The following is an 18884-nucleotide window of genomic DNA, read 5'->3' as shown; positions in this document are numbered from 1 at the left end:
GGTGAGACTTAGATGACCGACGAGACGCGGTCCGCAGAAGGACGCACACCGTCGGACTCCCCCGAGCCACAGGGGCGGCCTGACTTCCTGCCCGCGGACGACCGGTCCGAGCAGCGGTCGGAGCCGCCCGCATCCTTCGGCTCGTCGTGGGGCGATCCGTCAGGCCGCCCCGGGGGCTCCGGCTCGCCGCCGTACGGCGGGGCAGGGCCGCAGGGCACGGGGTCGCTGGGCACGGGGTCGCAGTACGGCGCGCCGTCGTTCGGCCCCCCGGACCGTTCCCACGAAGGCCCTGCCTACGGCCGCCCTGACGCCGGCTCCCGCTCCTACGACGGCCCCGTCTACGGACGGCCCGACGCGGAGACCCGCTCCCACGAAGGCCCCTCCTTCGGCCCGCCCGACTCTTCCGGGCCCTCCTCTGGCCCGTCTTTCGGCCGATCCGACTCTTCCGGGCCGTCCTTCGGCCCGCCGGACTCCTCCGGCCCTTCCAGCGGCCCCTCTTTCGGGCCGCCCGACTCCTCCGGCCCCTCCTCCGGCCCCTCCTTCGGGCCGCCCGGTTCCGGTGGGCCAGGTGGGCCATCCTCTGGGCCGTCCTTCGGGCCGCCCAACGGGGACACGCGGGCCTATGACGGCCCGTTCTTCGGCTCACCCGACGGGGGCGCCCGCTCGTACGAGGGGCCGCCGTTCGGGTCGTCCGGCGAAGGCCCGGGCTACGGGAGACCGCGCGGCGGTGCGTACGGCGACTCCTACGGCGGGCCGCCCCAGCCGCCGCCCCCGCGCCAGGCCATGGGCATGGGCCCCGGCTGGGCCCCGCCACCGCCCGGCGGCAAGGACGGGAGCGCCGCGGGCCGCGGGCCGCGCACCGGGTTCCTGATCGCCATGGCCCTGGTCATCGCGCTGGTGGCGTCCCTGCTCGGCAGCGTCGGCACCTACCTGCTCACCCGGCCGAGCAGCAGCGCCAACGACCCCTCCTACAGCCTGGGCCCGCTGCCCACCGGCGCCACCAACCGCGCGCCCGACTCCGTCGCGGGCGTGGCCGCCCGGGTGCTGCCCAGCGTGGTCTCGCTGGAGGTCGGCAACGGCAGCAACACCGAGGGCGCCTCGGGCTCCGGCTTCCTCATCAAGAACGGCTACGTGGTCACCAACAACCACGTCGTCGCGCTGGCCGCACAGGGCGGCGAGATCCGGATCATGTTCAACAACCGCAAGACCACCACGGCCCGTATCGTCGGCCGCGACCCCGGCTCCGACCTGGCGGTGGTCAAGCCTGAGGAGACGTTCGGGACGCCGGAGATCACGCTCGGCAACTCCGACCAGGTCGTCGTGGGCGACCCCGTCATCGCGATCGGTTCGCCGCTCGGCCTGACCGGTACGGTCACGACCGGCATCGTCAGCTCGCTCAACCGGCCGGTCATCGCCGGTGACGACACCGGCACCAGCAGCGAGGAGCCGGCGTACATCAGCGCCATCCAGACCGACGCCGCCATCAACCCGGGCAACTCCGGCGGTCCGCTGGTGAACGGCAAGGGCGAGGTCGTCGGGGTCAACTCCGCGATCGCCACCCTGGGCCGGTCGATGACCAGCCAGAGCGGCAGCATCGGGCTGGGCTTCGCGATCCCGGTCAACCAGACGCGGCGGGTGGCGGAAGAGCTGATCACCACCGGCAAGGCCAAGCGTCCGAAGATCGGCATCGTCCTGGAGAAGGACTTCAGGGGCCAGGGCGTCAAGATCGCCACCGAACCGGCGGCCGGCCAGCAGCCGGTCACCCCCGGCGGCCCCGCCGACAAGGCCGGTCTCAAGGCCGGCGACGTGATCCTGGAGATCGACGGCCTCACCCTCCAGGACGGCAACGAGCTCATCGCCTTGATCCGCAGCAAGGAGCCCGGCTCGAAGATCAAGGTCAAGTACCAGCGCGACGGCCAGGACCGCACCGCAACCCTGACCGTCGTGGCGGACGACGAGCCCGCCCCCACGCCCTCCTGACAGCGCGCTGATCGAGCAAGGGCGTCGAGCGGAAGACAACCCCGGCCGACGCCCTCAGCACCCCGTCCCGCTTCTTGGGGCGCGGCCCGAAGAAGTGGGGAGTGGCGTCGGTCTCGCCGGCCCATCCGGCCGCCACGCGCGTCCTTGCCCGCATGCGCTGGTGCCGATCTCGGCGCGTTGGTGTTCGTGCTGGGTGGGTGATCTTTTCGCGGGCTGGGGGATTTGTGGCTGGGGGGGCGACTCGGGCACGGCCGGGAGCCCTTAGTCTGTGGATAGGCCGGGGTTGTCCTCGGAGAGGTTGGACTGCGGTAGGAGCTCACGGTGTTCGGACTCGGGTGGATGGAGATCGGAGCGCTGATCGTGATCGCGCTGCTCGTCTTCGGTCCCGAAAAACTGCCGCAGGCCGCCGCGCAGGCGGGCAAGACCCTGCGCAACCTGCGCCGGATGGCCAACAGCGCGCGCGACGACCTGCGCGCCGGTCTGGGCCCGGAGTTCCAGAACTTCGACCCGGCCGACCTCAACCCGCGCAACTTCGTCCGCAAGCATCTCCTCGACGACCTCGAGGACGACTGGAACAACCAGGGCAAGCCGAAGGAGCTGGAGCCGGCGGCGGCCACGTACACGCCCGAGCCGGTCGATGAGCTGGGCTTCGGCGAGATCCCCCCGTACGACTCGGAAGCGACCTGACAGACCCCCACAGACGCGCATCGGGCCCGCCCAGAGCAATCTGGGAGCGGGCCCGACGTGGGTGAGGGTCAGCGGCGCGGGGCGAGGCCCAGCTGCATGCCCTTGAGGCTGGAGGAGCGCTTGCTCAGCCCGTCGGCGATCGTGCGCAGCTCGGCCGCGGCCGGCGAGTCGGGGTCGGTGAGCACGAGCGGCTTGCCCTCGTCGCCGCCCTCGCGCAGCCGCATGTCGATGGGGACCTGACCGAGCAGCGGCACGCGCGCGCCGAGCGTGCGGGTGAGCGCGTCGGCGACGGTCTGGCCGCCGCCCTCGCCGAAGACGGCGATGCGCTCGTCGCAGTGGGGGCAGGGCAGCCACGCCATGTTCTCGATGACGCCGGCGATCTGCTGGTGGGTCTGCGCCGCGATGGAGCCGGCCCGCTCGGCGACCTCGGCGGCGGCCATCTGGGGCGTGGTGACGACGAGGATCTCGGCCCCCGGCAGCCGCTGGGCGACCGAGATGGCGATGTCGCCGGTGCCGGGCGGCAGGTCGAGCAGGAGGACGTCGAGGTCGCCCCAGTAGACGTCGGCGAGGAACTGGTGCAGCGCCCGGTCGAGCATGGGGCCGCGCCAGACGACCGGCGTGTTGCCCGGCGGCTTGAACATGCCGACCGAGATGACCTTGATGTCGTGGGCCACCGGCGGCATGATCATGTCTTCGACCTTGGTGGGCCGCTCGGCGGCGCCCAGCATGCGGGGGATGCTGTGGCCGTAGATGTCGGCGTCGACGATGCCGACCTTGAGCCCGTTGGAGGCCATGGCGGCGGCGAGGTTGACCGTGACGGACGACTTGCCGACCCCGCCCTTGCCGCTGGCCACCGCGAAGACGCGGGTGAGCGAGCCCGGCTGGTTGAACGGGATCTCCTTCTCGGGCCCGCGGTCGCCCCTGAGCTTGGTCTGCAGGGTCTTACGCTGCTCGGCGCTCATCACGTCGAGCTCGATCTGCACGCCGGTCACGCCGTCGACCTTGGCGACGGCGGCGGTGACGTCGCGGCTGATGGTGTCCTTCATCGGGCAGCCGGCCACCGTGAGGTAGACGCCTACGCGCACCGAGCCGTCGGGAGCGATCTCGATGTTCTTGACCATGTCGAGGTCCGTGATCGGGCGACGGATCTCGGGGTCGATGACGGTGGACAGCGCGGCCGTCACGAGTTCCTGGGTAGGTGCCATCGAAGTCTCGGCACGAGGGAGTGCCGTCCCTCCTTAGTCGGTCTATGTGTGACAGGCGCTGGGACGCCGGTGAGGATGCCCCTCCATGGTATGAACCAGCGGCCTCGCCGGGTTAATCCGCACTGTTAGATGTCTGTGCAACAGCGTCTCAAGGTTACTCCGCGTGCCCCGTGCGCGACGAACGGCCGTCCTGCGCGGCCCCTGGACTCGCGGCGACGGTGTCCTTCAGCTCGTCGAGCAGCCGGCCCATCTCGGCGCGCAGGTAGTCGCGGGTGGCCACGTCGTTGATGGCGAGGCGCAGCCCGGCGATCTCGCGCGTCAGGTATTCGATCTCGGCCTGGTTGCGCTCGGCGGTCTCGCGGTCCTGCTCGTACTGGATGCGGTCGCGGTCGTCCTGGCGGTTCTGGGCGAGCAGGATGAGCGGCGCGGCGTAGCTCGCCTGCAGCGAGAGCATCAGCGTGAGGAAGATGAACGGGTACGGGTCGAACTTGAGGTGCGGCGGCGCGAACACGTTCCACAACACCCAGACCGACACGAACACCGTCATGTAGACGATGAACCGGGCGGTGCCGAGGAAGCGGGCGATGCGCTCGGACAGCCGCCCGAACGCCTCCGGGTCGTAGTGGGGCCGCAGCGTACGGCGCAGCGCCCGCGGCTGGTCGAGCCGGTCAGTCGTCATCCTCGTCGTCCCTCTCCCGCCAGTCCTCGGGCAGCATGTGGTCGAGCACGTCGTCCACGGTCACGGCCCCGACCAGGTGGCCCAGCTCGTCCACGACGGGCGCCGCCACGAGGTTGTAGTTGGCCAGGTAGTAGGTGACCTCGCGCAGCGTGAACTCCGGCTTGATCGGGTCGATCGAGGGGTCGAGCACGCCGCCGAGCAGCGTGGACGGCGGCTCGCGCAGCAGCCGCTGGAAGTGCGCCACCCCCAGGTACGTGCCCGTCGGCGTCTCGGTGGGCGGCCTGGTGACGTAGACCTGGGCGGCTACGGCGGGCGTGAGGTCCTGCTGCCTGATGTGGGCGAGCGCCTCCGCGACGGTGGAGGTGGGCGGCAGGATGACGGGCTCACTGGTCATCACGCCGCCCGCGCTGGTCTCCGGGTACGTCAGCAGCCGCCGCACCGGCTCCGCCTCCTCGGGCTCCATCAGCGCGAGGAGCTGGGCCGCCTGCTGGTCGGGCAGGTCGTGCAGCAGGTCGGCGGCGTCGTCGGGCCCCATCTCCTCCAGGACGACGGCGGCCCGCTCGGGCTCCAGGATGCTGAGGATGCCGATCTGGTCGTCGGGCGGCAGCTCCTCCAGCACGTCGGCGAGGCGCGTGTCGTTGAGCGCGCGGGCGATCTCCAGCCGGCGCTTGCTGGGCAGGTCGTGCAGGGCGCTGGCCATGTCGGCGGCGCGCAGGGACTCGAACGCGGCGATCAGCCCGGCGGCGCCCTGGTCCTTCTGCAGCGTGTCGAACCCGGACACCTCCTGCCAGGCGACGATGCGCGGGTCGCGCCGCCTGCGCTTGTAGACGGCGACCTTGGTGATCTCCCAGACGGACGGCTTGATCTCCTCCATGGCGACGTCGTAGACGGTCATCGGCTGGCCTTCGACGGTCACGGTGAGGTCGAGCATCTCGCCGATGACCAGCGTCTCGGTGGCGCGCTGCTCGAACCTGCGCATGTTGAGCCGCCCGGTGAAGACGACGGAGCCGGCCTCGATGCGGACCAGGCGGGTGATGGGCAGGAAGACGCGGCGGCGCGGCTGCACCTCCACCACGAACCCGTGGACGGTGGGCCGGCGGCCGATGCGCAGCCCGACCACGACGTCCCTGACGCGGCCGATCTGGTCGCCCGCCGGGTCGAAGACCGGGGTCCCCGGCAGGCGGGCCACGAAGATCTTCACGTGGCCAGGCTAACAGCGGGGCTCCGTTGCGCCAGGGACGCGGTACGTGTCAGTATCAAACCTGCTAAACGGTGATTACGCTGCAGGTGGTGTGCGATGAGGTATGCGGGGCTGGCGCTCGCGTTCGTGAGCTCGTGCTGTTTCGCGTTCTCCGGGCCGATGGCGAAATACCTCATCGCGGCCGGGCTGGCGCCGATCGAGGCGGTGTGGACGCGCATGGCGGGCGCCGGGCTGCTGCTGGTGGCCGTGCTGGCCCTGGTGCGGCCCCGCGCGCTGCGGATCCCGCGCTCCATGATGCCTTTCGTCGGCCTGTACGCGATCATGGCCGTCGCCGGCGTGCAGGCGCTCTACTTCGTGGCGATCACCCGGCTGCCGGTGGGGATCGCGCTGCTGCTGGAGTTCATGGCGCCGGTGATGGTGGTGGCGTGGGTGCGGGTCATCCGCAAGGTACGCCTGGCCAGGGCCGCGTACGTGGGCGCCGTCGTCGCGGTCGTGGGGCTCGGCATCGTCGTCGAGGCGTGGCAGGGGCTGCGCCTGGACGCGCTGGGCCTGCTGCTCGGCCTGCTGGCCGGGGCGTGCTGCGCCGGATATTTCCTGATGAACGATAGCTTCAGCGATGAGATCGACCCTCTTGGCCTCATCGCGTGGGGCATGACGGGGGCGGCCGTGGTGCTGATCCCGTTTGCCCGGCCGTGGGACATCCCCTGGAGCGCCTTCACGGCCACCGCCTCTCCCGAGGGCGGGTTCGCGCTGCCGGTCCTGGGGGCGTACCTGTGGATGGTGCTCGTCGCCACCGTGGTCGCGTACATCCTGGGCGTGAACGCCGTGCGGCGGCTGTCGGCCGCGGTCGGCGCGACCGTGGCGTCCCTGGAGGTGATCTTCGGCGCCGTCGTGGCGTGGGCGCTGGTGGGGGAGACGCTCGGCGCGTTCCAGATCTTCGGCGGGCTCATCGTGATCGGCGGCGCGCTGCTCGCCCAGACCGCCACCGCGGCCACCAAGCCGGAGCTCGGGCCGGAGCCAGAGCCGGTGCCTGTGACCCCGTAATAGGAGGTCAGAGCAGCGGGGTGAGGCGCCAGACGGTGGACTCGCGGGCCCAGCGCTCGGCCAGGTGCTCGGTGTCACGGGCGTTGAGCCGCTCTTTGGCGAGCACCGCCACCGCGTCGGCCACCGCGTCGTCCGCCGCGGTCTGATCGACTGCCTCGACCGTCGCCTCGAACTCCGCGAGCCGCGCCCCGTTGTCCTTGCTGCGCAGCGTCACCCGCACCCGGTCGAGCGACTCAAGACCGGGAAGTTGCTGCTCGGCGCCGCCTGAGACGAGGTAGACGGCGCCGTCGTGCCAGGCGTGCCAGGCCAGGCGCGGACGGTCGAGGGCGAGCCAGAGGATGCCCGACTTCTTCGCCCCCTCCTCGACGGCCGCGGCCGGCACGGTGCTCACAGGCTGCTCGCTCACAAGCACGACTGTAACCGCAGAAAGCAGGCCACGAGTAGGTTGAGCGCATGCGCTCACGACGTTCGGTGCTCGCCGTGCCAGGCAGCAACCCCCGGTTCCTGGAGAAGGCCCAGACCCTGCCCGTGGACGAGGTCTTCCTCGACCTGGAGGACTCCGTCGCCCCGCTCGCCAAGGAGGAGGCGCGGGTCAACATCGTCGCCGCCCTGCGCGAGGGCGACTGGGCCGGCAAGACGCGGGTGGTCAGGGTCAACGACCTGACCACGCAGTGGACCTACCGCGACGTGATCGAGGTCGTGGAGGGGGCGGGGGACTTCATCGACTGCGTCATGCTGCCCAAGGTGCAGGACTCCACCGAAATCGTCTGGCTCGACACGCTGCTCACCCAGATCGAGAAGACCATGGGCTACGAGGTCGGCCGCATCGGCATCGAGGCGCAGATCGAGAACGCCCGCGGCCTGGTCAACGCCGACGCCATCGCCGGGTCGTCGAAACGGCTGGAGACGCTGGTGTTCGGCCCGGCCGACTTCATGGCCTCCATCAACATGCGCACGCTCGTCGTCGGCGAGCAGCCGCCCGGCTACGCCGAGGGCGACGCCTACCACTACATCCTCATGCGGCTGCTGATGGCCGCGAGGATGCACGACCTGCAGGTCATCGACGGCCCCTACCTGCAGATCAAGGACGTCGACGGCTTCCGCAGGGTCGCGATGCGCGCCGCGGCGCTGGGCTTCGACGGCAAGTGGGTGCTGCACCCCGCGCAGGTCGACGCGGCCAACGAGGTGTTCTCGCCGTCGCAGGAGGACTATGACCACGCCGAGCTCATCCTGGAGGCGTACGAGCACTACACCACCGTGGAGAAGCGCGGCGCGGTCATGCTGGGCGACGAGATGATCGACGAGGCCAGCAGGAAGATGGCGCTCGTCGTGGCCGCCAAGGGGCGGGCGGCCGGGTTGAGCAGGACGAAACGGTTCACACCTTGATGCCGATGGCGGTGAAGAACCAGAACGACGAGGTCAGCCAGAGCCCGACCAGCGCCGTGAACGCCAGCCCGCCGAAGACCGGCAGCGTCCAGCCCGGCGTGCCCTGCTTGGGCAGGGCCAGCATCTTCGCGGTGAACAGGCCGTAGAAGAAGCAGCCGAGCAGCGAGTGGGCGAGCACCCTCGGCACGTCGTACTGCAGGCCGAGCGCGTACAGGCAGTGGAAGGCGACCGGGATCGTGAGCAGAAACGCCAGCCGTCCCGACCAGCGGTGCACGCCGGGCGGGATGGTGACCCCGAGCCTGCCCCACATCGACAGCGCCGAGACGACCTGCACGATCGCGAGCACGAACGCGCCCGTCGTCAGCCACACCTTCATCGTCAGCGCGCCGGAGAAGCCGGCCACGCCGACCGCGAAACCGGTCGGCGTGTGCGCGCGGCCGTACACGCCGAGCGCGAGCACCACGAGGCCGCCCGCGAGCAGCGGCACCAGCAACGGGGTCAGGCCGCGGGAGGGCCGCTGGGGGATGGCGGTCATTGCATCTCCTCGACGAAGGAGTCGGCGTCCTTGGGGTAGACGGTCGTGCCCTCGACCGTGATGGGCGCGGTCGGCTGCCCGCTGTCGAGCTCGGGGACGTCGAGCTGCTCCTCGCCCGCGAACGCGGCGCCGACCTGGTAGTAGCCGCCGGCCGGGTTCCTGACCATGATCCAGCCGGCCCGGAACCGCGCGCCCCTGACGATGGCGGTGGCCCGGTAGAGGCCCGACGGCTTCTCCACGGTGGGCGCCTCGAAGGTCCAGCGTCTGCCGGCGACCGTGACCGTGCCCTCGGCCCGTCCGCCGCCCAGCTCCGCCTTGACCGTGGAACGGGCGTTGGCGACGCCCTTGAGCCGCAGCTCGCCGGCCGTCCCCGAGCCCTTGAACCAGGCCTCGGTGCGGCCGTCGCAGAAGTAGCCGACGGCCTTGCCGTTCCTGATGGAGATGGCGATCAGGGCGCCGTTGCCCTTGACCCGGCCGCCGTAGTCGGCCTTCTCGATCTTCTTCGGCTCGGTGGCCGTGGGGGAGGGCGACGCCGGGGCGGCGCTCTCCTCAGGTGCGCTCGCTTCGGCGGCGGGCGCCTCAGTGGCGGTGTTCGTACGCGTATTGGCGGCCTCCTGCGCCGCCGGTGCCGCGGTGATGCTGGCGACACCCAGCCCCACGGCGAGCACCGCGCCCGTCGTGAGGGTGATGACAGGTCCCAGCCGTGACGACATGGACTGCTCCCAGGGTCGAAATGTCTATGGCTCTGAGCATCCGCCTAAATTCCGGCCCCGTCTGTGAACTATTGCGCATGGGGCGGACAGAATAGGGAGATGCAGGAGAAACCAGGGCCCCAATTTCCGCACGGCGGCTATCCGTATCCGCCTCCGCAGCCGTCCTGGTTCCTGCCGATCCCGCGCGGGGCCCGTTACGACCACCTGGCGAGGAACCCCGCGACGCGGCCGTGGCAGGCGATCGTCGGCACGATCATCGTGGCGGTCGCGTTCGTGCTCATCAACGTCGTGGTGGTCTTGGCGTTCTCCATCGTGACGACCCTGTTCGGCCTGCCGCAGCCGTTCCTGCCGAACGGGGTGCCGAAGGGCACGCCCACCGGGCTGGCCATGACGCTGCTCGGGCTCGCGCTCGTGCTGCCGCTGGTGTTCGGCACGGCGGCGCTCGTCCAGCGGCGCCCTCCTGGGACGCTGTCGTCCGTGGCCGGGCGGCTGCGCTGGACGTGGCTGCTGCGCTGCGCGGCGCTGGGGCTGCTCGCGATGGTGCTCGGGCAGCTCGCTCAGTACGCCGTGCTGTCCTCGGCCGGCCTGGACACCGAGCTGTTCGGCTGGGCCGGATGGGACGTCTTCCTGCCGCTGCTCGTCGTGATCGTGCTGCTGGTGCCCTTCCAGGCGGCGGCCGAGGAGTACATGTTCCGCGGCTGGTTCATCCAAGCCGTCGGCGCCCACGTGCGCAACCCCGTCTGGTCGATCCTCATCGGAGCGGTGCTGTTCGCCTCGGTGCACGGTTATTCGTGGGCCGGGCTGGTCGACGTGTTCGCGTTCGGGGCGATCATGGGGTGGCTGAGCGTGCGTACCGGAGGGCTGGAGGCGGCGATCGCGCTGCACGTGCTCAACAACGTCATCGCCTTCAGCATGAGCGCCGCCGCGGGCCAGCTCCAGGACGCCCTGGATCAGGCTAAGACGCCGGTGCCCTGGCAGGCGTTGGCGGGAACCGTGGTGCAGCTCGGGGTGTATGCGTTTGGTGTGATGTATCTAGCCAAAAAGCGGTCGATTAGCACTATTTCGCAATAAATCGGGCGGAAGGTGCGGGGAATCTCGCTAGAGAGGTCTCGCTATTCCGGCTGAGTCATGCTGGTCTGGATGCTGTCAGGGACGGCGAGGGCTCCCGCCCGGACCTCCCTGGAACGGTCCGCGACAGCGGCCTGGAACGACCTGTACGACTAGTCCGACTAGGAGGTACGGCGCGTGGCCTCCGGCCCCAGCGAACCGCCACGGCGATCGCCGGAAGACGACGAGCCCCGTACCGAGGGATCGTCCGACCCCCAGCCGCCTGCCGAAGAACCCAGGATCAGCCATTCGCCGCCCGGTCCCACCGACGATCGGGCCAGAGGGCTGCCCCTGGCCTCTCCGTGGGGCATGCCGCCCTTCGCCGCCCCCATCCCCGACGAGGAGCCCGAGCCGCCCAAGGGACGGCGGCCGTACAGCTCGCCGACGGCCGAGCCCGACGTGGAGCCGCGCCGCCGGCCGCGCCGCGTCGTCAACCGGCCGGACAAGCTGGTCGCCGGCGGCCCGCTCAGCAGGGAGCAGCAAGGCCAGGAGAGCCGGCCGGGCCGGGAGCAGTCCGGCCAGGAGCGCCGCCCAGGCGAGGCCACCCAGCCGCTGGCCGCGGCCCCCGGCGTGCCCGTCCAGGAGGCTCCCGCCCAGGACTCTCCCGTCCAGAAGGCCCCCGCCCAGGACGCTCCCGCCCAGGGGCGCGGCGAGACGCGGGGTGAGGACCGTCCGCCACTCTCCGCCGGCGAGACGCGGGGTGAGGACCGTCCGCCACTATCCGCCGGCGAGGCGCGAGGTGAGGACCGTCCGCCGCTGTCCGGCGGCGAGGCGCGGGGTGCGGACCGTCCGCCGCTGTCCGGCGGTGAGGCCGGTGCTCGTGCGGACCGTGAGCCGCCGCCGTACCGGCTGGTCTATCCGATCCCGTCGCGTGACACCCCGCCCGAGCAGGAGAGCGGCGAGGAAGAGGTGCGGCGGGTGGGACGCCCACCGGCGGGCCGCCCGACCCGTCCCGACCTGCTGGTCGCGGCCGGCCCCGCACGCCCGCAGGGCGGACGCCACCACAGAGGCCCGGCGCCGTCCGCGATCCGCCGCGCGGGGCCGGTGCGCAGGGGCAGCAGGGCCGTCCCCGTCGTGCTCACCGTGGCCGCCGCCATGCTGGTGGCCACCGGCGTGCTGGTGTGGCAGTGGGCCGGCGACGAGGCCCCCGCGCTGCGCCTGGAGGCGGGCACGGGGCGGTCGGGCGACGAGCTGTTCACCGTCCCCGCCGCGGGCGACGGCGTCAACCAGAAGCTCAACGACATGACCTCGGTGGGCAAGGCGGTGGTGGCGGTCGGCAGCGACACGACCAGCCCGACCCCGCGCCCGCTCTTCCTGTTCTCGCCCGACGGCGGCAAGCGCTGGCAGCTCGGCCAGGTCAACGGCACCTCGGCCACCCCCACCGTACGCCGGGTCGTCGGCGGCGACGGGCGCTGGTTGGCCAGCGGCGGCGACGAGACCACCGGCGAGCGCGGCCTGTGGACCAGCACCGACGGCTACAGCTGGACGGCCGTGCCGTCATCGCGCCTCGGCGCTTTCAAGGATGGCGACCAGATCGCGGACATCGCGCGCACGAAGTCCGGCTTCGTCGCGGTCGGCCGCACCAGGGGCGCGGGCGGCGGCCCTGGTGGCGGCACGGCCCCGGCGGCGTGGCGCTCGGCCGACGGCGCCGCCTGGGAGCGCGCCGAGCTGAGCGAGCCAGGCGTCCGTGAGCTCAGGGCCGTCGTGGCCAAGGGCGACACGGTCGTGGCCATCGGAGTACCCGCGGACGGCGAGGGATCGCGGGTGCTCCGATCGGCCGACGGCGGTCGCGCCTGGCAGGCGACCGGCTTCCAGCTCCCCGAGGCGGCCGACCCACGGGCGGGCACGGTGGCGGCGCTGCCCGAGCGGTTCGTGCTGGTGCCGACACGGCGGCGGACGGTCGAGGGGGACGTCCGCGTCTACTGCTCGCCGACCGGCGCGCAGTGGTCGCAGTGCGGCTCCATCCGCGGCCTCGACGCCGCGAGCACCGGCGTGGAGTCGCTGATCGCGTACCCGTCGGGCGTGGCGGCCATCGCGCCGGCCGGCATCGGCGGCTACTCGGTGCTGACCAGCTCGGACGGGCGCGACTGGGACAAGCGGGCCGACCTCGGTGACCTGACGGGGGCGACGCTGCGCGGGTTCACGATCGCGGAGGGCGGCACGCTGTTCGCGGGCGGCGACCGGGCGGCGTCCGACGTGGACAACCAGCTCGTGCTCATGGCCGCGCCGCAGCGCGGGTCCGCCACACAGGTACGCCTCGGCGACGTCGAGGGCCTGACCAGGATGGCCCGCGAGACCAACGCGCTGGCCGCGTACGACGGCAGGTACGTCGCCGTCGGCTCGGCCTCGGGCGACGCCGGCCTGTGGACGATCAGGAACTGGCAGAGCTGGAAGTCGATGAGCCTGGGCGGCCCCGGCCGGCAGACCCTGGAGGACGTCGCCCACGGCGCCCGCGGCTGGCTCGCCGTCGGCGGAACCCAGACGAACGTCTCGCTCACCGACCCCCTCCTCGTCACCTCGCAGGACGGCGAGAACTGGAAGCGGGTGAACGTCACCGGCGACCTGGCCCGCCCCCAGAACGACCCCTACCTGCGGACCCACGTCGTCACCGCGGGCAAGAAGGGCTACGTGGTGGCCGGCGAGGCGCGCGACCAGGCGGGCGTGACCGGCGCGGCGATGTGGTTCACGCCCGACACGCGCAAGTACACGCGCTCGGAGAAGCTGCCGCAGGGCGGCGCAGGCGTCCGCGTCCACGACGTGGTCGCGGTCGGCGACGGGTTCGTGGCGGTCGGCGGCAAGGGGACGGGCGACCGCGAGGACGCCGTGGTCTGGCACTCGGAGGACGGACTCAACTGGCGGGCCCGCGAGCCCGCGGCGCCACCCGGCGCCACGTCCGCGGGGCTCCGGCGGATCGTGGTGCACCAGGGCAGGCTCGTCGCGATCGGCACGGCGCCGGCCGACGGCGCGCGCCGGGCGTTCGCCGCGGTCTCCGACGACGACGGCGAGAGCTGGCAGACCACCTGGCTGCCCGCCGAGCGCGCGGCCGGAGTCTACGACCTCGCGGCGGCCGACGAGGGCCTGGTGGCGGTCGGCTGGCACGGCACGCAGGGCGAGGGCGACAGCGCGGCCTGGACGTCCCAGGACGGGCTGGCCTGGAGCCGCATGGAGCTCACCAAGGACCGGCTGGCCGGTCAGGGCGCGCAGTGGCTGTCGGCGGTGGCGGTGGCGGGCACGGAGGTGGTGGCGCTCGGGCGGTCCACGACGTACGACGCGGACCACCTGATCCTGTGGACCTCCAGCCTCACGTCCAGCAGGTAGAGGATCAGACCCGGGGGAGCGCGTCCCACTCGGTCAGCGACTCCAGCAGGCCCTCGGTCAGCGGTAGCCGCGCCAGGTCGGCGCGGCCGCACCAGCGCACGTCCGCGGCGTCGTCACCGGCCCTGGCGACGCCGCCGGCGACGGTCGCGAGATAGTCGCGGATCACGTACGTCACCCCGCCGGGCCCGGGCCGCTCCACCGTGCCGGCCAGGCGGCCCACCCGCACGCGCAGCCCGGTCTCCTCCAGCACCTCGCGCCGCAGCCCCGCCTCGTCCGTCTCGCCGGGCTCCAGGCGGCCGCCGGGGATCGACCACGACCCCATGCCGGGCGGATGACCGCGCTGGACGAGCAGCAGCCGGTCAGAGCCGTCGAAAATGATCGCTCCGACACAATTTACGCGCACATGACCAAGATTACGACGCGATAACGAGGAGCGGTCTTGACGGGGCCGTACCGGAGAACGCACCGTGGGTACTTGTGAGAGCGGCTCCAACCTGCCCGCGGTGTTTTGGCCCGCTTCACGGGCCGAGCGCCTGGTCGAGTGCGTATCGATGCGACACGCACGGTGACGTCCTGCCGTACCAGCCTCCGTGGCCGCCGACCAGCACCGCGCTGGAGGCGATCCGCAAGAGCTCGGTCGTGCCCGTGTGGCTGCCCTGGCCGTTGCCCGCCGGATGGCTGGTGACGGGGTTCGGGGAGGTGGGCGATCAGCGTACGGGAGGGCGCGCCAGCCTGGTGGCGCTGAGCGGGCCCTCGCTGATGGAGGGGCCCGCCGACCTGATCATCGTGGCCGAGGAGCCGGGCGTCGGCATCGGCGCGGGGTTCGCCGGCCTCGACGGGCCCGACCCCGGCGAGGGGTTCGACGCGGGGCCGCCCAACGCGAAGATCGCCGTACTCGGCCATCCCACCGCGCTGTGGTGCGTGGACGGCCAGGACGACCGAGCCGTGTACGCGGGCGAGGCCATGGGCAACTGGCTGTGGGCCATCGCCTGGCCGGCGGACGCCGGATGTGTGATCGCGCTCGCCGAGCTGTCCCTGATCGACGCCCGTGACCACGACCTGGATGTGCCGTTCGGGGCGTTCTCACCCAGACTTGAGGATTAGGACGCGCGATCGAGATTCGCTCTGCCAGGCAGACGGGCTAGAGTTCGGAGGCGTGACAGCGCGTATCGAGCGAGTGGTGACCGAGGGTGTCGTCGAGATCGACGGCACCGAGCACAAGGTCGAGAACAACACCTGGATCGTGGGTGACGACGACGAGGTCATCGTCATCGACGCGGCGCGTGACGCCGAGAAGATCCTGGAGCAGGTGGGCGAGCGCGAGGTGCTCGCCGTCATCTGCACGGCGGGCCTGCCCGACCACGTCTCCGCGGCCATCGAGGTGGCCAGCAGGGACGAGGCCGTGGTGGCCCTGCACCCCAAGGACAAGCCCCTGTGGCGGGAGACCTGGCGGGAGACCTGGCCCGACATCGACATGGAGGACGACGGCGTCTTCGAGGTGGCCGACGTCCAGCTCGACGTCATGGAGACGCCCGGAGTCACGCCCGGCGGCGTGTCGCTCTACTCCGAGGGTCTCAAGGCCGTCTTCACCGGCAAGGCCCTGCAGGCCGACGGCCCCGGCAAGCTGGGCGGCGAATACCCAGCCCTGGCCGACCAGCTCACCTCGATCGGCGGGCGGCTGTTCACGCTGCCGGCCGAGACGCGGGTGCTGCCCGTCCACGGTGACGAGGTCACGGTCGGCGACCTGGAGCCGCACTTCGACGACTGGGTGTCCGGCTCGCTGACCAGGAGCACCACCGAGCCCGAGAGCGAGGGGCCGCTCAGCGACGGCACCAAGATCTCCGGCATCTCGCTCAGCCCGGGCGACGACTAGGTGCAGGGGCAGCTTCCGCTCGAAGGGATGCCGCGGCGGCTCTATTCGTGCACGCCGTCGCGGTTGAACACCTGGCTCGACTGCCGCCGCCGCTACCGGTTCACCTATCTGGACCGGCCGCAGCCCTCCAAGGGCCCGGCGTGGGCGCACAACAGCGTGGGCGCGAGCGTCCACAACGCGCTGGCGGGGTGGTGGCGCGAGCCGTACGAGCGCCGCACGCCGCTGACGGCCGCCGTCCTGCTGACCAACGGGTGGATCACCGAGGGGTTCAGGGACGCCGAGCAGTCGGGGCGGTGGCTGGGCAGGGCCCGCGACCTCGTGTCCGGATATGTCGCGACTCTGGATCCTTCGGACGACCCGGTCGGCGTCGAGCGCACGGTCGCCACGCGGACCAAGGTCATCGCGCTGTCCGGCCGCATCGACCGCCTCGACCGGCGCGGTGACGAGCTGGTGGTCGTCGACTACAAGACCGGCCGCCGCCCGCTCACCCAGGACGACGCCCGCTCCTCGCTGGCCCTGGCCACCTACGCCGTGGCCGCGTCGACCATGATGCGCACCCCGTGCCGCACGGTCGAGCTGCACCACCTGCCAACGGGCGAGATCGTCGAGTGGCGCCACACCGAAGAGTCGCTGGCCCGCCACATCGCGCGCGCGGAAGAGATGGCCATGGAGGCCGCCGAGGCCGACGACCGCTACCGCGAGGCCGTCGCCACGCCGCGGGGCGCCCGTCGCGCGCCCGCCGACCGGCAGCCGGTCGGGCCCGCGCAGGTGCCCGCCGACGTCGACAAGCTGTTCGCGCCCAACCCCGGGCCCATCTGCTCCTGGTGCGACTTCCGCCGCCACTGCCCCGAAGGCCAGGCGGCCGGCCCTGATCGTCAGCCCTGGGACGGCCTCGCCGAATGACCCGCCGCCGCCCGCTGCGACGCCCGCTGCGACGCCCGCTGCGACGCCCGCTGTGCCGGCTGCTGGGCGTGCGTCGGGCTCAGGCGGCGGTCTTGGGCCAGCGGCGGGGGTCGGTGAGGCCCTTGAGTCCCTTGCCGACGTCGTAGCCCGCCGCGCCGAGGCGTTCCCGCGCGCCCTGCAACATGCGGCGCGTGGCCGGCATGAAGGCCAGGTCGTGCACGGGCTCGGGCAGCGAGTTCAGCCCCAGCCTGAACGTCTTCAGCGCGGCCGTCACCGTGGCCTGCGGCACCTCGGGCAGCAGGCCGTACATCCGCCTGGCCCAGCCGGGCAGCGTGTAGTAGCACAGTGCGCCGAACGGGAAGTAGACCGGCTTACCGGGTGACAGCAGGCGCAGCTCGCGCGGCAGCTTCGGCCACAGCAGGAACCGCACGGCCGACACCGCCTCCGGCGTCACCCGCAGCTGAGGGCGTACCTGCTTGAAGTAGGCCGCCAGCTCCGCGCACGAGCCCGGCACGTCCTCGGGGTGCAGCCCCACGTACCCGGCGCTCGTGCGCTGCTCGCGCAGGTAGCGGTCGGCCTGCCGCTCGGTGAGCCCGAGCCCGCCGCGCCTGGCCACCTCCAGGTACGACGACACCTCCGCGCAGTGCACCCACAGCAGCAGCTCGGGGTCGTCCACCCGGTGCGTCCCGCCCGTCTCGGGGTCGCGGATGCGCAGCGTCCTGTGGATGCCGCGCACCCGGCGGCCGATCTCGTCGGCCTCCTCCGGGCTGCCGAACGTCACCCGCCCCACGAAGTCGGCCGTGCGCCGCAGCCGTCCGAACGGGTCGTCCTGGAAGTTCGAGTTCTGCCAGACGCCGAGCATCGCCAGCGGGTGCAGCGCCTGCAACATCAGGCCGCGTACGCCCCCCACCCACATCGACCGGTCGAGATGCACCTGCCAGGTGGCGCTCCGCGGCGGCTGAACGACGAGGTCGGTCATAGTGAACGAAGGATTACACGGCGCTGGACCTGGTGTCCAAAAAGTGCTTCTCGGCCGCGTTCCAGAACCTGACCAGCGCCGCCGCCGTCGTCTCCGGCGCCTCGACGGCGGGGGAGTGCACCGCGCCAGGCACGACCACGCAGTCGGCGCCGAGCTGGGCCGCCATGTCCGACTGCGCGTCGGGGGGCCAGCCGTCGTCGTGCTCGCCGTACAGGACCAGGGTGGGGATCTCGATCTCGCGCAGCTCGTCGGTACGGTCACGCGTCGTCAGCACCTGCTCGGCCATGCACGACAGCCCCACGGGGGAGTTGGCCAGCAGCCGCTTGCGCAGGAAGCCGACGATGTCGTCGGGCACGTCGTCGGCCAGCGCCTCAGGCTCGAACCTGGAGCGCCACACATGTTCGAGGCCCAGCGTCGGGGCCTCCTCCATGATCTTCTTGCCGGCGTTGGCCCGCCTGCCCTCGATCGGGCCCGGGCCCGAGCTCATCAGCGTGAACGAGGCGAACTTCGTCCGCCCGTCGATCACCGCCTCCCGCGCCACCAGGCCGCCGAACGAGTGGCCCACCAGGTGGACCGGGTCGCCGTCGCCCACCACCTGGGCCAGCGCGTCGACGTCGGCGCCCAGGGCCGCGCACGTGTAGGCGCCCGGGTCGTCGGGGCCCGGGGTCTCGTACTGGCCGCGCAGGTCGATCGCCACCACCCGGCGGCCCGACTGGGCCAGCGTCATCAGGACCGCGATGAAGTCCTCCTTGCTGCCCGTCAGCCCGGGGACCAGGAGCGCGGGCCAGCGCTCAACCACACCACTGACCGGCACCGCCTCCAGGGCCGCGAACGTGCCCTGTGGCGTCTCGATCTTCTGTGGTGCAACGCCAGGAGGCAGGTCGAGGAATCGCGGCGTACTCACGTGGGGCAACAATACCCAGAGGTCAGCGCCTCGACACCGGCATGCCGATGACGCCGGTGCGAGTCCTGATCGCTTGCGCCGAATGCCCGGATCGTCCCGGCTGGGACGAAAAGCGCCGTACCCGCTCCTGAAACGCCCCCACAGCCCGCCACAGCCCTGAGAGCCTCCCACCCACCACTGACCGCACCCGAACACGCCAGCGTCCCCCACAGCCCCGCACACGCCCTCCCTGGCCGCCCTCGGGCGCGCGGAAGGCGCCCTTCGGCTCCCCGAACGCGCCGAAGGCATGCCGCCGGGTGAGCCCGTTCCCGTCGGAGGGCCCGGACGCGAGGAAGGCGCGCACCCACTGCGGGGTGCGCGCCTTCCTCGG

General features: G+C 72.1%; 18 protein-coding genes. 9 read left to right on the top strand and 9 right to left on the bottom strand.

What is annotated here, in order from left to right; genetic code table 11:
- Positions 1 to 12 precede the first annotated feature (12 nt).
- Both AB0K28_RS18775 and AB0K28_RS18770 read left to right on the top strand, forming a co-directional pair.
- The gene (locus AB0K28_RS18775; RefSeq protein ID WP_364371354.1) at positions 13 to 1980 is read left to right on the top strand and encodes a trypsin-like peptidase domain-containing protein; all 1968 of its coding nucleotides are present in this window, start codon (positions 13 to 15) and stop codon (positions 1978 to 1980) included.
- A gap of 321 nt (positions 1981 to 2301) precedes the next feature.
- Entirely contained in the window at positions 2302 to 2667 is a 366-nt protein-coding gene (locus AB0K28_RS18770) for a sec-independent translocase (RefSeq protein WP_364371351.1), read from the top strand.
- Between the two features lie 68 nt (positions 2668 to 2735).
- Here the strand turns inward: AB0K28_RS18770 and AB0K28_RS18765 are convergent, their stop codons facing one another.
- The 3 genes from AB0K28_RS18765 to AB0K28_RS18755 form a co-directional block, all read right to left on the bottom strand.
- Positions 2736 to 3872: a P-loop NTPase gene (locus AB0K28_RS18765; RefSeq protein WP_364371348.1), complete on the bottom strand. Its 1137-nt coding sequence runs from the start codon at positions 3870 to 3872 to the stop codon at positions 2736 to 2738.
- A gap of 154 nt (positions 3873 to 4026) precedes the next feature.
- Positions 4027 to 4551 carry a DUF1003 domain-containing protein gene (locus tag AB0K28_RS18760; RefSeq protein ID WP_345389851.1) on the bottom strand — a complete coding sequence of 175 codons (525 nt, stop codon included), beginning with the start codon at positions 4549 to 4551 and terminating at the stop codon, positions 4027 to 4029.
- Positions 4541 to 5752, bottom strand: a complete 1212-nt coding sequence (locus AB0K28_RS18755) for a CBS domain-containing protein (RefSeq protein ID WP_345389848.1) — start codon at positions 5750 to 5752, stop codon at positions 4541 to 4543. The genes AB0K28_RS18760 and AB0K28_RS18755 overlap by 11 nt, the downstream gene beginning before the upstream one ends.
- Positions 5753 to 5848: 96 nt before the next feature.
- On the opposite strand from AB0K28_RS18755, the gene AB0K28_RS18750 reads away from it, so the two are divergent.
- Positions 5849 to 6796 carry an EamA family transporter gene (locus tag AB0K28_RS18750; protein ID WP_364371344.1) on the top strand — a complete coding sequence of 316 codons (948 nt, stop codon included), beginning with the start codon at positions 5849 to 5851 and terminating at the stop codon, positions 6794 to 6796.
- A 7-nt stretch (positions 6797 to 6803) separates the two neighbouring features.
- Here the strand turns inward: AB0K28_RS18750 and AB0K28_RS18745 are convergent, their stop codons facing one another.
- Positions 6804 to 7202 carry a hypothetical protein gene (locus tag AB0K28_RS18745; RefSeq protein WP_364371341.1) on the bottom strand — a complete coding sequence of 133 codons (399 nt, stop codon included), beginning with the start codon at positions 7200 to 7202 and terminating at the stop codon, positions 6804 to 6806.
- A gap of 47 nt (positions 7203 to 7249) precedes the next feature.
- On the opposite strand from AB0K28_RS18745, the gene AB0K28_RS18740 reads away from it, so the two are divergent.
- Positions 7250 to 8182 (top strand): CoA ester lyase, encoded by a 933-nt coding sequence (locus AB0K28_RS18740; RefSeq protein ID WP_364371338.1) that lies wholly within the window; start codon positions 7250 to 7252, stop codon positions 8180 to 8182.
- Here AB0K28_RS18740 and AB0K28_RS18735 read toward each other — a convergent pair.
- Together AB0K28_RS18735 and AB0K28_RS18730 are read right to left on the bottom strand one after the other, a co-directional pair.
- Entirely contained in the window at positions 8172 to 8717 is a 546-nt protein-coding gene (locus AB0K28_RS18735) for a DUF6529 family protein (protein WP_364371335.1), read from the bottom strand. The two genes, AB0K28_RS18740 and AB0K28_RS18735, sit on opposite strands and share 11 nt — an antisense overlap.
- Entirely contained in the window at positions 8714 to 9430 is a 717-nt protein-coding gene (locus tag AB0K28_RS18730) for a hypothetical protein (RefSeq protein WP_364371332.1), read from the bottom strand. Before AB0K28_RS18730 ends, AB0K28_RS18735 begins: the two co-directional genes overlap by 4 nt.
- Positions 9431 to 9529: 99 nt before the next feature.
- Here AB0K28_RS18730 and AB0K28_RS18725 point away from each other — a divergent pair, with 99 nt between their 5' ends.
- Positions 9530 to 10501, top strand: a complete 972-nt coding sequence (locus AB0K28_RS18725; protein ID WP_364371329.1) for a CPBP family intramembrane glutamic endopeptidase — start codon at positions 9530 to 9532, stop codon at positions 10499 to 10501.
- 345 nt (positions 10502 to 10846) lie between these two features.
- Positions 10847 to 13855 (top strand): hypothetical protein, encoded by a 3009-nt coding sequence (locus AB0K28_RS18720; protein WP_364371326.1) that lies wholly within the window; start codon positions 10847 to 10849, stop codon positions 13853 to 13855.
- Positions 13856 to 13859: 4 nt separating this feature from the next.
- Here the strand turns inward: AB0K28_RS18720 and AB0K28_RS18715 are convergent, their stop codons facing one another.
- Positions 13860 to 14258 (bottom strand): NUDIX hydrolase, encoded by a 399-nt coding sequence (locus AB0K28_RS18715; RefSeq protein WP_364371323.1) that lies wholly within the window; start codon positions 14256 to 14258, stop codon positions 13860 to 13862.
- A 74-nt stretch (positions 14259 to 14332) separates the two neighbouring features.
- Here AB0K28_RS18715 and AB0K28_RS18710 point away from each other — a divergent pair, with 74 nt between their 5' ends.
- The 3 genes from AB0K28_RS18710 to AB0K28_RS18700 all read left to right on the top strand — a co-directional run bounded on the left by AB0K28_RS18710 (position 14333) and on the right by AB0K28_RS18700 (position 16631).
- Positions 14333 to 14959, top strand: a complete 627-nt coding sequence (locus tag AB0K28_RS18710) for a DUF6758 family protein (RefSeq protein WP_345389824.1) — start codon at positions 14333 to 14335, stop codon at positions 14957 to 14959.
- A 52-nt stretch (positions 14960 to 15011) separates the two neighbouring features.
- Positions 15012 to 15728: an MBL fold metallo-hydrolase gene (locus AB0K28_RS18705; RefSeq protein WP_364371320.1), complete on the top strand. Its 717-nt coding sequence runs from the start codon at positions 15012 to 15014 to the stop codon at positions 15726 to 15728.
- Between the two features lie 63 nt (positions 15729 to 15791).
- The gene (locus AB0K28_RS18700) at positions 15792 to 16631 is read left to right on the top strand and encodes a PD-(D/E)XK nuclease family protein (protein ID WP_364371317.1); all 840 of its coding nucleotides are present in this window, start codon (positions 15792 to 15794) and stop codon (positions 16629 to 16631) included.
- Between the two features lie 79 nt (positions 16632 to 16710).
- Here the strand turns inward: AB0K28_RS18700 and AB0K28_RS18695 are convergent, their stop codons facing one another.
- The gene (locus AB0K28_RS18695; RefSeq protein ID WP_364371314.1) at positions 16711 to 17610 is read right to left on the bottom strand and encodes an oxygenase MpaB family protein; all 900 of its coding nucleotides are present in this window, start codon (positions 17608 to 17610) and stop codon (positions 16711 to 16713) included.
- Between the two features lie 13 nt (positions 17611 to 17623).
- On the bottom strand, positions 17624 to 18514 hold the full coding sequence (locus AB0K28_RS18690) for an alpha/beta hydrolase (protein WP_345389812.1): 891 nt from the start codon (positions 18512 to 18514) through the stop codon (positions 17624 to 17626).
- Positions 18515 to 18884 lie beyond the last annotated feature (370 nt).

It is taken from the genome of Nonomuraea sp. NPDC049504 (assembly GCF_040676845.1).
Taxonomy (GTDB): domain Bacteria; phylum Actinomycetota; class Actinomycetes; order Streptosporangiales; family Streptosporangiaceae; genus Nonomuraea; species Nonomuraea salmonea.
This window is presented reverse-complemented; position numbering and strand designations above follow the sequence as displayed.